This window comes from Halalkalibacter wakoensis JCM 9140 (genome assembly GCF_000513095.1).
Lineage (GTDB): Bacteria > Bacillota > Bacilli > Bacillales > Bacillaceae_D > Halalkalibacter > Halalkalibacter wakoensis.
Genome location: NZ_BAUT01000033.1, coordinates 1 through 14,233, shown reverse-complemented (window position 1 = coordinate 14,233; position 14,233 = coordinate 1). Strand labels below are relative to the sequence as shown.

Here is a 14,233-nt window from a genome sequence, read left to right as displayed (position 1 = left end):
CTTAAGCCCCTGTCTTTTCGTTTCCAGGCATGCTTTCAGGATAACCGTAGCTACCATGCTCACTAAGGTCAAGACCAACAATCTCTTCTTCCTCAGATACACGTAAGCCGCCACAAACTGCTTTTGTTACTAATAGTAAGATGTAAGAAGCAATAAATGCGAAAGCACCACACGCTACAACACTTAATACTTGAACTCCTAATTGAGATAATCCACCGCCGTAGAATAAACCAGCTGTACCACCGTTCATTGCTGCAAGTTCTGGTGTTGCAAAGAAACCAGTTGAAACTGTTCCCCAAACCCCTGCTACACCGTGAACAGATAGGGCAAAGATTGGATCATCAATACGAGCTTTATCAAAGAATTTCATAGAGAAGAATACAATTAAACCACCGACAATACCGATTACTACTGCTGCCCAAGGAGCAACGAACGCACAAGATGCTGTAATGGCTACTAGACCAGCTAATGCACCGTTCAACATTGTAGGTACGTCTGACTTCCCTGTCATTGCCCAGGCAATGAATAAGGCTGCTACTGCACCTGCTGATGCTGCTAATTGAGTATTTAACGCAACATAACCGAAGAATGCATCTGCTACTTCTAACGTACTACCTGCGTTAAATCCGAACCAACCTACCCAAAGGATTAATACACCTAAAGCTGTATAAACTTGGTTGTGACCAGCTAAATCATTTGCTGAACCATCTTTGTTGTATTTACCAAGACGTGGTTTTAATAGAATCGTAGCTGCAAGAGCTGCCATTGCACCCGTTAAGTGAACGACTGTAGAACCTGCAAAGTCTTGCTTTCCTAAATCAGCTAACCATCCGTCACCCCAAATCCAGTGTGCAACGATTGGATATACAAATGCTGAGAATAGTACTGCGAATACGATATATGCTGATAATTTTGCACGTTCTGCAAATCCACCAAAAGCAATTGTTAACGCGATCGCTGCGAACATAACCTGGAAGAAGAAATCAACCGAACCAACTAGACCTTCATCTGCTGTTGAAAAATCTCCGAAGAAGAAATCTGACATTCCAATGAATGCATTTCCTTCACCGTAAGCAAATCCCCAACCTACTGCCCAGTAAACTAATGAAGCGATACCTACTGTAAAGATAGTTTTTCCGGCAATGTGTCCCGCGTTTTTCATTCGCGTAGAACCTGCCTCCAAAAGAATAAATCCACCTTGCATGAAAAGAACTAAGACTGCGCAAATCATAACCCATAAATTATCCATAAGTGCTAATTCAGTCATTTTCTTTTTCCCCCTTTTTAAATGTGTACACGTTAGCGTTAGAGAAGCTAACATCTGTTGTTAGTTCTTATTATACGTGCGAAATATTCTGAATCTACTATGTTGTCAGATATCCTTACATACTTTCGAAATGCTCATTTTTAATGAAAAGGCTTACTCCCCCATCCTATTTAGCCTTTAACCAATCATTAAGTAAAAAGAAAAACCTACACTTTTTTTGTGTAGGTGCGCAATTTTTAGCTCCTTTGCATGAGAGATCTGACATTTATGATAAATCCCACTTAATAATTGGATGTCCAACCTTATTTAAATGCTCATTTATTTTTGAAAATGGTTTGCTTCCTAAAAACCCTCTATGAGCCGACAACGGACTTGGATGTGCAGATTCAATGATGATATGTTTTTCTGTGATAAGTTTCTTTTTGTCCTGAGCATGTTTCCCCCATAACACAAAAACAATAGGCTCCTCACGCTTATTTAACTCGCGAATGACTGCATTAGTAAAGATTTCCCACCCTTTTCGTTTATGAGAAGCTGCTTCCCTACCGCGAACCGTTAAGACTGTATTTAGCAGTAGCACCCCTTGTTTAGCCCAAGAAACCAAGGAACCATGCTGTGGAATCTCACACCCAAGATCGTCATGTAGCTCTTTATAGATATTTTTTAACGAGGGTGGAATTTTCTCTCCTTTTTTTACAGAAAAACTAAGGCCATGTGCCTGATTTGGACCGTGATAGGGATCCTGCCCAAGAACAACGACCTTTGTTTCGGAGTAAGGTGTATAGATAAACGCATTAAACATGTCTTCTTTTGCAGGATAAATTTCATTATGTTTATACTCTTCTTCTAAAAATAGCTTAAGGTTTTGAAAGTATTCTTTTTGAAACTCAGCTCCAATCACTTCTAACCAGTCATTCTGTATGTCTTTCATAAACACGGCCTCCTTTGCATAGGCTATTTTATCATATTCCTCTATTTAGCCATTAAAAAACTCGCCTCTGCACAAAGCAAAGACGAGTATGATCATTATTTTTTCGTTGTATCTTCTTTTAAACCAAGAATCCAAGTTGCAATAAATGCACCTGCTGTCGCAATCAGCATTCCAACTAAGTAATTGATAATGTTAGACATACCAAACGGAGCAGCGATCGCAATCATCGGAATTCCTGTTAATCCATAAGCATTAACGAAAACATTCATAAAGACAACGTATGCTCCACCTAGCGCTCCACCAATTGCAGCCCCAATGAACGGGCGCATGAATCGCAAGTTGACACCGAAAATGACGGGCTCTGTAATTCCAAGGAAAGCTGAAAATGAAGCTGGAAGTGCAATCTCCTTCACCTTTTTATTTTGTGTCAGGAAGAATACAGCTAGACCAGCACCACCTTGAGCAACGTTTGCCATCGCCCAGATTGGCAGTAAGAAGTTAATCCCTAAATCAGCAATTAAAGCTGCCTCAATCGCATGGAAGCTGTGATGTACCCCTGTGATAACAATCGTTGAGTAAAGTCCACCAAATAGTAACCCTGCAAAAGGTCCAGCTGTGTTATAAACAAAATCAAGACTCCATGTTAGACCATTTCCTAACCATGTTCCAAGTGGACCGACAAATAGCATGGCGATAAATCCAGTTAAGATAACTGTAACAAACGGAACGACTAACAAATCAATCGCATTCGGAACAACTTTACGCAACGCTTTTTCAATTTTACTCATAATGTAAACGACTAAAAGAATCGGTATAACGGTTCCTTGATAACCAAGCAACTCAACGTTCATCCCTAAGAAAACAATCGATTCTGGAACTGCATCTGTTAACATCCATGGATTTAGTAACGACGGGTGCGTCATAATTCCACCGAGTACAGCTCCTAAATAAGGATTTGCACCAAATTCTTTTGCGGCACTAAATCCGATCAAAATCGGCAAAATGATAAAAGCAGCACTTGAAAACATATCAAGAAATAAAATCCAAGGGCTATCTGGTGCAACCCATTCAAATGCCGTCATCATTCCTAAAAGACCCATTAACAAACCGCTGGCAACAATCGCTGGGATGATCGGAACAAAGATATTTGAAAGAGTTCGAGCAAGACGCGCAAAAGGATTCATCTTTTTCTTAGCTGCATCACCGTGATCCACTTTCTTTTCATTATCATCTGTATCTTTTGCCCCAACGCCTGTAATACTAGCGAATTCAGTAAATACTTTGTTTACCAACCCTGTTCCAAAAATCACTTGAAACTGACCAGACGCACTAAATACTCCCTTTACACCGTCTAATTCTTCAATTTCTTGTTTATTTGGCTTATCATCGTCGTTTAAGACAATACGTAGACGAGTCGCGCAATGTGTCGCACTAACGACATTGTCTTTCCCGCCTAAAAGTTCCACTAGTTCACTAGCAACTTTTTTTGTGTCCATCCTTATTTCCCCCAATTCTAAGTTGTTTCTATTGTGATCAAATACAGGCACAGTCACTCAGACAACAAAAAAGACCTAAAATGGGTCAACAATCATACGTATAGATACACGTATGCCTATTGTCCATTTTAGGTCTTGCCTGCTATATCAGTAACAATCCCGCATATTCTGTTGATTACGCTTTCAGTTTACAACTTTTACGATCACTCGTCAATTGATTTTGCTTAAAATTTAAATTGGTAATATTTTTTTTAATTTGTGAAAATGGCTCTTATCACACGTACAATCAACCTCGGTGCATAAAGAAATAGTTCAATAAACATCCCAATTACATCAGGAATCCATAAATGCTTATCAGCTGACTTTTTTCTTTTAGTCCTCACACTATTCAGTTCCTTCCTCCGTAAAGTCTAATTCAAATTGTAAGTTGATTGGTTCATTGAGAAGATCCTGCAAAGAATTGTTCGAAGTAACTGGAACCGTCTCATCTACCTCTTCAAACGTTATATGATCAATCCAAACCGTTCCTGTTCCACATAGGAGCAAACCAATGCTAATGATTGCACCGTCACTTGGTACATCTAGAACTATTTCGTATTGATTCCAGTTAGTCGTTCCTTTAATAGCACGTGATTCCATATTGTCAAAAGCTAAAATTTCATCTGCTTCTCCGTCAACTCGCATCCATAAGCCTGCCCATTGATCCACTTGTTCTGATTTCACGAAAGCAGCAAAACGAATCCGTTTGTCACGATACTTTTTCGCCTTAAACATTTGCATCATCGTTCCAAAACCTTGAACATTCTTTCGTTTTGCTCGAATGACACCTGCAGCCCTTCCACTATGAACCGTTTGAAAATCCACTCCCATTTCATAATCAAAAGGGTTGGAACCACTAGGTAACCATCCTTTAGGCATTATATTATCCAAGGGCATCTCCTCCTTTTTAAACATTAAGTTTCGAGTAAACCGACGATATTTTGCTGGACTGATATGGAATAATTGTTTGAAAGCTCTCGTGAATGATTCTTGCGATGAAAAATGATAGTTTACAGCGATATCAATGATCTTTTGATCTGTCATAACTAAGTCATAAGCGGCATGTGTTAAGCGACGACGCCTCATATACTCCGTTAATGACATGCCCGTTACAGATTGAAAGATTCGGTGGAAGTGAAAAGGGGAATAAGCAACATGTTCAGCTATTTTCTCTGCCGACATGGCCTCTTTGACATGCTCCTCCATATAAGAGATAGAACGCTGAACCGCTTTTACATATTGATCCCTCATCAAACCGCTCCCTTCTGTCTTTATCATAACAAAACAATTTTATCCATTTTTGATAATTTTTGCGACTCTTCTTTTGTATAAAAGGTTATTTGGTTTTCCCATGTTCGTTCCATTGCGCTGCAACCACTCGCACCCGCAAGGAGGTGCCGAGCCTCCTCGGCTACGCCAGAGGTGTCTCGGCCCTACCTCTATTTCCCGCAGGAGTCGAGTGGCTTCCGCTCCATTTCACTTCGAGCAATAATCTTTCTTCAACTCTTTTATAAAAACTGACCGAAAAAGACCTGCCCACACCGTGTAAGCAAGTCTCCATATAATTATTCTATTTCAATTTCCACGCTTCAATCGTTACCTTTTCCTCTCCTTCAGCTGCAAATGAAATTCCGTTCTCATTCACATCTGGGTAAATACGAGCCGTAAACACTTCTTCACCGCCGTTAATGAACACTTCTATGGAAGATGTATCAAGGAAAATACGGACGCTCTTTAGTTGTTGAAGGTGACAAAATCTCTCTTCAACTGTTTCACCATCGACATAACTAATCCGATCTAGCTTGAATAATTTATCAATCGGATTATAGACGAGATTGGCATGGTTACGAATATGGATTGTAATCTCATTCGTCACTGTCTCAAGGGTTTCTACGTTTATTTCCAACACATCCCCTTCAACACCTTCTAGTGCTTGAGCTTTCTCGCCAAGTTCAACAGCTTCATGTTTGACTCCTTCGCCTCGTAACTGTTCCAACTCTTCTACAGGAAGTTGATAAACCTTGCCATCAATTAGCTTCAGCTCTCTTGGCAACGTCATCGCATGAATCCATTTATGTTCAATTGTCGGATGAGCGTCTTCCCGTTCTTCTGGCAATCCAAGCCAACCAATCATGATTCGACGTCCTTTATCATCCTCTGTTGTTTGAGGTGCATAAAATTCAAACCCACGATCCAATTCAACAAAGTCCCCATGCTTGTATTGGACGGAATCATAATCTACATTTCCAACCACATAGCCAGCTTGATAAAGGTTTTGATAATAAATTCCGTTCGGCTCTAATCCTTGAGGTGAAAAAACCAACACATCTTGTCCATTAAGCTCAAACAAATCCGGACATTCCCACATATAGCCAAAGTCCTCAAAAGGACCCACATGTGCTCCAGCAATCGCGCCAAGATGCTCCCAATTTTCTAAATCATCCGAACGTAAAAGTACAGCTTTTCCTGTCTCGTCATGACTTTGAGCGCCGATAATCATGTAAAAGAATTCTTCATGTTTCCATACTTTTGGATCACGGAAATGCGGAGTGTATCCCTCCGGTAGATGAACCACAACCCCTTTTTTCTCAAAGTGCACCCCGTCTTTAGATTCAACCATGACTTGATACGTTTCACGGTTGTTGTTTTCATCCTTTACATTGCCTGTATAAAACAAATACATCTTCCCATCATGCTCAATCGCACTGCCTGAATAACAACCGTTTTTATCAAACCAATCACTCGGTGTTAGCGTAATGTCTTGGTGCTCCCAATGAACAAGATCCTTTGACGTATAATGTCCCCAAAACTTGGCACCATGTTCTGTTTTAAACGGATTCCATTGATAAAATAAATGATACACCCCATCATATTGGATAAATCCATTGGGGTCATTTAACAATCCAACTGGAGGCATCACATGATAGGCCAAACGATAAGGGTCTGACTCAACAACTTCTTTCTGCTTATTTACCTCCTCATAGGCTTGCTTGCGTAACTGTTGATCTAAATCTGACATGATTCTAGCTCCTTTTGTCTCGTTTCGTGAAACCATCTTATCCTACCTCCTTGTGTCTTGGCAAACGGTATTACCTTCGCTCACAATCACTAGATATTGTCTTATCTCGCTCATTAAGCGCTTCCTCTAATGTAAAAACAGTTAATTCTTTTGTCGTAGAAAGCGTCAAATCCGCTCTCCTTAAAGAAGTCTCACTCCCAACACCAACGGAAAACATCTCCGTTTGCAGAATTCCTGTTAATCCAGCCTCTCCATCTTCTATAGCCACACATTGACTTGGTAAAACATTGATCATTTCAGCTGCTTTCAAAAAAATTTCTGGATCTGGTTTCCCTCTCCTTAATTTGGTTACATCCACGACTCCATCAAAATAATCAAGTAAGTTAAGTCTCGCTAAAACTCTCACTGCATTTTGACTCGCCGATGCCACAACCATTTTCACACTTCTTTTCTTCAACTCTTCAATGAAGGAACGTATGCCTGGTTGAGCGTCCTCACTTGTTAGCTCATTGATCAACTCTATGTATTGGTCTTTTTTTAATTCACATAATTGTTCAAGTTCATCTTCTGTTACAGATTCTCCTGACTTTTCAACAATCGCTTCAACTGTGGCTCTTCGACTTAGACCTTGTAACTTTTGATTCCATTCTTCATTAAAGGAAACACCAACGTGATTGGCAACTTTTTCATTAACTATGTAATGTAAGTGGACGGTATTAGAGATGACCCCATCCATATCGAAAATAACAGCTTTTATTTGTTTCAATGTTCATCCTCCTTTTATTTAGGAAACCGAAAAGTTTTTATATGAATTTGCTGTTAATTTGTGTAAAATGAAGCTACACAAAAGGGAGAGGAAGTAGAGATATGCAGCAGTCCGAGCATCAATTAGGTGTAATTGCAGCCATTGGAGCTTACTTAATTTGGGGAGTTCTTCCTTTATATTGGAAACTGTTAGAACCTGTTTCAGCTGGCGAAGTTCTCGCTCACCGAATCATTTGGTCATTGGTTATCATGATTCTTATTTTAACCGTTCGAAAACAATTGCTTTCAGGATGGAAAGAGCTTGTCTCTATTTTCACTCATTTTCGTACAGCAATTGGTATTATTTTAGCATCTTGTGTAATCACAATAAATTGGTTTGTTTTTATTTGGGCCGTTAATAGCGACCGTGTGATTGAAGCCAGTTTAGGGTATTACATCAATCCACTTATTAATGTGCTTTTAGCCATGCTTTTCTTAAAAGAACGATTCACACGGTGGCAGGCGGTGTCGGTCGCCTTAGCTTTATCGGTGTTGCCATCATGACTCTTTTCTATGGCGTCGTTCCATGGGCTGCTCTATTTCTAGCTTTTTCATTTGCTTTCTATGGTTTAATAAAAAAACTATTAAATGCTAGTGCGATGGTTGGGCTTACAATTGAAACTTTATTGATGACACCTTTTGCTTTACTATTTATAACATGGCTCTATCAACAGCCAACCTATGAACAAGCTTTTGTTTCCATTGAAAACGGCACAACGTGGTTACTTATAGGCGCAGGAGCCGTTACAGCAATTCCTCTTCTATTGTTTGCCATTGGAGCAAGACGAATTCCGTTATCCCTAATAGGGTTTCTGCAATATATGGCTCCAACCATTATGTTATTAATTGGAATCTTTTTATACAAAGAACCTTTTTCACACATACAGTTCTTAGCCTTTTTATTTATCTGGGTAGGGTTATTTATTTTTACAACATCCAAAACAACTGCTTTTAAAAAGATTACGAGAAGATTGTTTAAGTCAAATCATAAACACGAGCCAAAAGCTTCATAATGAGGGCATTGTTCAAGTTAACGAGTACAGTATTGTGAGGAATCATCCAGACTTATACAAATGAACACTATAATTTGAATACAGAACGCACTGTTAAACAGTGCGTTTTTGCTTGTTTGTATCAAGTCATATTCAAAGTCTCTATAAACCGGTCTGAATTTATGAAAGACTTTTCCCCTGAAGTTCTGTTTAGTTTTGTCTTTCATCACCGTTATGAAGTACTTTTCTCTTCCACCTCAGCTCTCTTTCGTCCTTATCACATAAAAAAAAGCAGTTGAGATCGAAATCTCAACTGCTTTTTTACTAATTAGAATTTGCTTTGGTAAGCCGCAACTTCCCAATCTGTTACTGCTAAACGGTAGTCATCACACTCAGCTTGCTTTAATGCTACGTACTCATTAAATGCATGCTCTCCAAATGTTTGTTTACCAATTTCACCAGTAGCGAAGCGCTCAAGTGCAGCTTCTAAGCTAGTAGGTAAGTTTTCGATACCACGAGCGTCTAGCTCATCTTTGCTCATGTGGAAAATATCCGCATTTGTAGCTGGAGCTACTGTTAAATCACGATCAACACCATCTAAACCAGCAGCTGCAATGATTGCGAATGCAAAGTAAGGGTTAGCTGATGGATCTGGGCAACGGATTTCTACACGAGTACCGCACCACGTGTTGCTGGGATACGAATAAGAGCAGAACGGTTAGATGCAGACCATGCGATGTAGCAAGGTGCTTCATATCCTGGTACTAAACGCTTATAAGAGTTTACTAGTGGGTTTGTTACTGCAACGAAATCCTTAACGTTATCCATTAGACCAGCGATGAACTGATATGCTTTTTCAGATAATCCTAGTTCGTTAGACTCATCATAGAACGCATTTTCTTGCTTCTCTTCATCGAATAATGAAATGTTTACGTGCATTCCACTTCCGTTTTCACCAGCAAGTGGCTTTGGCATGAATGTTGCATGGTAACCAAATTGTTGAGCAACTGTTTTAACAACCCATTTGTATGTTGTAGCAGCATCTGCAGAACCTAGTGCATCCGCATATTTAAAGTTAATTTCGTGTTGACCAATTGCAACTTCGTGGTGAGAAGCTTCAATAGTGAAGTTCATCATTTTCAAAGCTTTATAGATTTCAAGACGTACTTTTTCACCTAAGTCTTTTGGAGATGGCTCAAAGTATCCACCTTTATCTTGTGTATCTAATGTTGGTTGACCATTTTCGTCCGTCTTAAATAAGAAGAACTCAAGCTCAGGTCCAACACTGATTGAATAACCTTGATCTTTTGCACGCTTAACTGTTTTCTTTAAAACGTTACGTGGATCGCCATCAAAGTCTGAGCCATCAGGCTTTTTTACGCTACATAAGAAGCGCGCTTCTGAGTAACCTTCTTGCTCTGTCCAAGGCAATACAGCAAATGTAGTTAAATCTGGATCTAAGTAAAGATCAGATTGGTTAATTGGTGTAAATCCAGTAATAGATGAACCGTCAAACATAACTTTCCCATCGATTACTTGGTCTATTTGTTCAGCAGTAACTGTAACATGTTTAAGTGTTCCCTCAATATCGACAAATTGCACGTGAAGAAGCTCTACATTCTTTTTCTCAATTGTTTCCTTAATTGTTTGAACTAGACTTTCCCTTGTTGGTGTAGATACTGACATTTTTTAAACACTTCCTTTTCATGTAATGATATGTGACATCGATTTGTTATGTTTTACTTTAAGGGGTTCCGGGCTTTCATGCAATGGGTATGTAAGATAATCTAACACAGTTTATGTTGTTGTACGGTTGCTTCAATCTGGGAGAATTCCTATCACTAAAGGAATGGAAAGGCTTTCTTATATGGGAATTTTCTTAAAATTTATTTTATTGTTTTTTCAATAAAAAAAGGTTAGAGGATGGTCTCTAACCAAAAAAGAAGCTAAGGGGGTATTACAATGAAAAAAATTCATTGTTGCCACTGTTACTATACCAACAGCAACTGAGTGGAACAACCTATAGTCATGAATCTTAATAATACTCTTACATTATTTACTATTTGTTCATAAATTTAAAGAAGCTGACCCATAAGGTCAGCTTCTTTTTGTTTAAGCGTTCTTTGCTTTGCGTTGTTGACCACCTTGGCCGCCTCTGCCACCTTGACGTCTTCCGCCGCCTCGTTCATCTTTGCCTTTGAACTGACCTCTTCTACGATCATCACGATCACGACGTTTACGGTACGGCTTTCCACCGCCACTTCCTCCGCCACCATCACGGCGTTTTTTCACACGTAATGGTGCTTCTCCAGTTAATTTAACCGGCGTTGTATCTGGTTCTTTTGTTAGAAGTTTTAACGCAGCTGCAAGTGCAGTTGTTGCATCTGTTTCTTGTAGTAAATCTTTTGCTGCTTTGCGGTAGCTATCAGCATCTCCGCTCGCAACCACTTCACGCAACTGTGCAATAGCAAGCTCTTGCTGGCCTTTTATCGCTTGTTCGAACGTAGGTTTTTGAACCTTTGTCATCTTTTTCTTCGTGATTTGTTCAATTGCACGAACATGATCCATCTCACGCGGCGTTGCAAAAGTCATTGCTACCCCTGATTTACCTGCACGACCTGTACGGCCGATACGGTGAACATAGCTTTCTGGATCTTGTGGAAGGTCAAAGTTATACACATGAGTTACACCACTAATATCCAAGCCACGAGCTGCTACATCCGTTGCAACCAATACATCAATTAAACCGCCTTTGAATTTACGTAAGACACTATCACGCTTAGATTGGTTTAAATCTCCGTGAATCCCTTCTGCACGGTAACCACGTTTGATTAACGCTTCAGACAACTCATCTACACGTCGCTTTGTACGACCAAAAACAATCGCAAGCTCTGGTGAGTGAATATCCATAAAACGACTAAGCATATCAAACTTTTCTTTTTCGTGAACTTCAACATATTGCTGTTCAATGTTTTCCATCGTTACTTCTTTTGATTTTACAGCAATTAATTCTGGGTCTTTCATAAATTGCTGGGCAAGCTTTTCAATACGCTTTGGCATCGTTGCTGAGAATAAAAGCGTTTGGCGCTCGGTTGGTACTTCTTTTAAGATCGTTTCGATGTCTTCAACAAAGCCCATATTTAGCATTTCATCTGCTTCATCTAAAACAACCATGTTAACATCGTTTAAACGAATCGTTTTTCTTCTCATATGGTCCATTAAACGACCTGGAGTGGCTACAACTACATGCGGTTTACGTTTCAAATCATTGATTTGTTTACGCATGTCCTGGCCACCATACACGACAACCGTACGAACGCCTTTATGCTTACCAAAAGTAACGAGTGACTCTGCGACTTGATTCGCAAGCTCTCGTGTAGGGGCAAGGATAAGTGCTTGAACATGTGCTTCTTCAACATTAATTCGGTTAATGAGCGGAATACCGAAAGCACCTGTTTTTCCTGTGCCCGTTTGCGCTTGCCCAATAATGTCTTTTCCTTCTAATGCAGTTGGAATGGTTGCTACTTGAATTGGTGTTGCTTCTTCAAATCCCATTTCTGTTACGGCTCGAACCACTTGATGGTCCAAGTTAAAATCATGAAAAGTTGTCAAATATATAATCCCCTTTGCTGGTGAATTTCACCAAGTACTAAATTTAAACATCCTTTAATACTAACATGTCCATATAGACAACACAATATGTATTTTCTTAAAGGTAATCACTTACTCTTTTTTATTTCCAGCTTTAAATAATATTGAGGGGATTAATCCCCTCAATGTTTCAAGCGATACACCCTTGCCTCATATGGGTTTAGCTTTGTTTTTGACTTTCCTCTTCCACCACTGATTAAAAGAAGTTCCACTTTTTTTGCTTCCAACAAAAATGGCAATTCAAAATTGGTTTTATGTTCAAACATGTTTACAATAATTAAAAATTGTTCGCTTCCTAATGTACGAGTGTAGGCATATACGTGGTCATGATCTTCAAGAACAAGATCATAAGTTCCATAAATTAACGTATCGTTCGATTTTCTTAGTTCTATCATTTTTTTATAATGAGACAAAATCGAACCTTTATCCCTTTTTTGTTTTTCTACATTGATTCTTTTGTAATTTGGATTGACACCTAACCATGGGTTTAACGCTGTCGAAAACCCTGCTTGCTTTTTTCGACTCCATTGCATCGGTGTTCGTGAGTTATCTCTTCCCTGTTCCCAAACGACACGCATAACTTCTTCATGACTTTTTCCTTGTTCTGTTTGAATCCGGTAATAGTTCTTCATGCTCACATCATCATAATCATCAATTGATGGAAATTGCACATTGGTCATCCCTATTTCCTGTCCTTGGTAAATAAATGGAGTTCCTTGCATAAAGAAAAACATCGTTCCTAACGCTTTTGCACTTTCCTTCCAGTAAGCTCCATCATTCCCCCATGTTGAGACACTTCTTGGTTGATCATGGTTTTCAAGAAATAGAGCATTCCACCCTCTTCCCTCTAATCCTTTTTGCCATTTTGATAATGCCCCTTTTAATCCAGGTAAATCTAAGTGACCTCCTGTATCTTTTCCCCACAGACTAAGGTGCTCAAACTGAAAGACCATATTAAATGCCCCTTGTTCTTCCCCGACCCACATATCCGCTTCCTCAATGCTTACTCCGTTCGCTTCCCCAACTGTCATGACATCATACTGGTCGAGTGTTTCACGTTTCATTTCCTGTAAGACTCATGAATGCCCTCTCGATTCATGTGACCTTCAAAAGACGGAACAACTTCAAGTCCATCTGGATTAGGTAAATCAGGGAGACCCTCGATTTTCTTAATATGCGAAATGGCATCAACCCGAAATCCATCAATCCCTTTGTCCATCCACCAATTCATCATTTCGTACAATGCATCTCGCACTTCTTTATTTTCCCAATTTAAATCGGGTTGTTTAGTTGAAAAAAGATGCATATAGTCTGATCTGTTTTTTCATCGTATTCCCAAGCTGGTCCACTAAAAATCGACTCCCAGTTGTTCGGAGGAGCGCCATCATGCCTTGAATCTCTCCAAATATACCAATCACGCTTTTCGTTTTCTCTTGATGATCTTGACTCTATAAACCAAGGATGTTCGTCTGAAGTGTGATTAATCACGAGATCAATAATCAGTTTCATGCCTCGAGCATGAACGCTCTTTAAAAGGTAATCAAAGTCTTCCATAGTCCCAAATTCATCCATAATGTCTTTATAATCACTAATGTCATACCCATTGTCATCATTCGGTGACTTGTACATAGGACAAATCCAAATCACATCAATCCCTAAGTCTTCGATGTAATCCAGCTTTTGAATCACTCCTCGCAAGTCACCAATTCCATCTCCATTAGAATCCATAAAGCTTCGTGGGTAAATTTGATACGCAACAGCTTCTTTCCACCATTTTTTCTCCAATATGTCCACCCCTATACGGTCATTTTTTGTTCGAAAAAATTCGCCAAGTCTGAGATAAACGGGTGCAAAATTCGATTCACACCCAATCTTTACGTTATAAAGACGGACGGATATATGTATGTTCGCATATGCTTGTCTCATGACTTTTTTTATTTTCAAATGCTAGTGAACCCGGAGAGAATAATAAAGCTTATAAATGAAAAAATGTAACAACTTAAAGTTAGTAAAAGTAACCCTAGCAGGGGAATG

10 protein-coding genes and 2 pseudogenes are annotated in these 14,233 nt (G+C 39.4%); 2 read left to right on the top strand and 10 right to left on the bottom strand.

Annotated features, from left to right (window positions below; genetic code table 11):
* Position 1: 1 nt before the first annotated feature.
* The 7 genes from JCM9140_RS12960 to pgmB form a co-directional block, all read right to left on the bottom strand.
* On the bottom strand, positions 2-1,267 hold the full coding sequence (locus JCM9140_RS12960; protein WP_034747113.1) for an ammonium transporter: 1,266 nt from the start codon (positions 1,265-1,267) through the stop codon (positions 2-4).
* Positions 1,268-1,532: 265 nt separating this feature from the next.
* Positions 1,533-2,198: a uracil-DNA glycosylase gene (locus JCM9140_RS12955; RefSeq protein WP_034747110.1), complete on the bottom strand. Its 666-nt coding sequence runs from the start codon at positions 2,196-2,198 to the stop codon at positions 1,533-1,535.
* A 95-nt stretch (positions 2,199-2,293) separates the two neighbouring features.
* A complete protein-coding gene (locus JCM9140_RS12950) occupies positions 2,294-3,694 on the bottom strand; it encodes a sucrose-specific PTS transporter subunit IIBC (RefSeq protein WP_034747107.1) in 1,401 nt (466 codons plus the stop codon).
* Between the two features lie 251 nt (positions 3,695-3,945).
* Positions 3,946-4,077 carry a hypothetical protein gene (locus JCM9140_RS24920; protein ID WP_268870568.1) on the bottom strand — a complete coding sequence of 44 codons (132 nt, stop codon included), beginning with the start codon at positions 4,075-4,077 and terminating at the stop codon, positions 3,946-3,948.
* A 1-nt stretch (position 4,078) separates the two neighbouring features.
* Positions 4,079-4,984, bottom strand: coding sequence for a helix-turn-helix transcriptional regulator (locus tag JCM9140_RS12945; RefSeq protein ID WP_034747103.1), 906 nt, complete (start codon positions 4,982-4,984; stop codon positions 4,079-4,081).
* 319 nt (positions 4,985-5,303) lie between these two features.
* The gene (locus JCM9140_RS12940) at positions 5,304-6,788 is read right to left on the bottom strand and encodes a glycoside hydrolase family 32 protein (RefSeq protein WP_276563934.1); all 1,485 of its coding nucleotides are present in this window, start codon (positions 6,786-6,788) and stop codon (positions 5,304-5,306) included.
* A 34-nt stretch (positions 6,789-6,822) separates the two neighbouring features.
* The gene (gene pgmB / locus JCM9140_RS12935; protein ID WP_052002250.1) at positions 6,823-7,518 is read right to left on the bottom strand and encodes a beta-phosphoglucomutase; all 696 of its coding nucleotides are present in this window, start codon (positions 7,516-7,518) and stop codon (positions 6,823-6,825) included.
* Positions 7,519-7,619: 101 nt separating this feature from the next.
* Here pgmB and rarD point away from each other — a divergent pair, with 101 nt between their 5' ends.
* Both rarD and JCM9140_RS25430 read left to right on the top strand, forming a co-directional pair.
* A complete protein-coding gene (gene rarD, locus JCM9140_RS25435; protein WP_439644299.1) occupies positions 7,620-8,060 on the top strand; it encodes an EamA family transporter RarD in 441 nt (146 codons plus the stop codon).
* Complete coding sequence (locus tag JCM9140_RS25430) at positions 8,012-8,569, top strand: EamA family transporter (RefSeq protein ID WP_439644298.1); 558 nt, start codon at positions 8,012-8,014, stop codon at positions 8,567-8,569. Before rarD ends, JCM9140_RS25430 begins: the two co-directional genes overlap by 49 nt.
* Before the next feature lie 307 nt (positions 8,570-8,876).
* Here JCM9140_RS25430 and glnA read toward each other — a convergent pair.
* The 3 genes and pseudogenes from glnA to JCM9140_RS12915 form a co-directional block, all read right to left on the bottom strand.
* A pseudogene (gene glnA / locus JCM9140_RS12925) lies at positions 8,877-10,234 on the bottom strand (type I glutamate--ammonia ligase).
* Positions 10,235-10,660: 426 nt separating this feature from the next.
* Complete coding sequence (cshA, locus tag JCM9140_RS12920; RefSeq protein ID WP_034747101.1) at positions 10,661-12,160, bottom strand: degradosome RNA helicase CshA; 1,500 nt, start codon at positions 12,158-12,160, stop codon at positions 10,661-10,663.
* 161 nt (positions 12,161-12,321) lie between these two features.
* Positions 12,322-13,984: pseudogene (locus tag JCM9140_RS12915) on the bottom strand (glycoside hydrolase family 13 protein).
* Positions 13,985-14,233 lie beyond the last annotated feature (249 nt).

Coding starts and splice junctions, on each gene's coding strand:
- JCM9140_RS12960 (WP_034747113.1), bottom strand. CDS start 1,267: ATGACTGAATTAGCACTTATGGATAATTTATGGGTTATGATTTGCGCA.
- JCM9140_RS12955 (WP_034747110.1), bottom strand. CDS start 2,198: ATGAAAGACATACAGAATGACTGGTTAGAAGTGATTGGAGCTGAGTTT.
- JCM9140_RS12950 (WP_034747107.1), bottom strand. CDS start 3,694: ATGGACACAAAAAAAGTTGCTAGTGAACTAGTGGAACTTTTAGGCGGG.
- JCM9140_RS12945 (WP_034747103.1), bottom strand. CDS start 4,984: ATGAGGGATCAATATGTAAAAGCGGTTCAGCGTTCTATCTCTTATATG.
- JCM9140_RS12940 (WP_276563934.1), bottom strand. CDS start 6,788: ATGGTTTCACGAAACGAGACAAAAGGAGCTAGAATCATGTCAGATTTA.
- rarD (WP_439644299.1), top strand. CDS start 7,620: ATGCAGCAGTCCGAGCATCAATTAGGTGTAATTGCAGCCATTGGAGCT.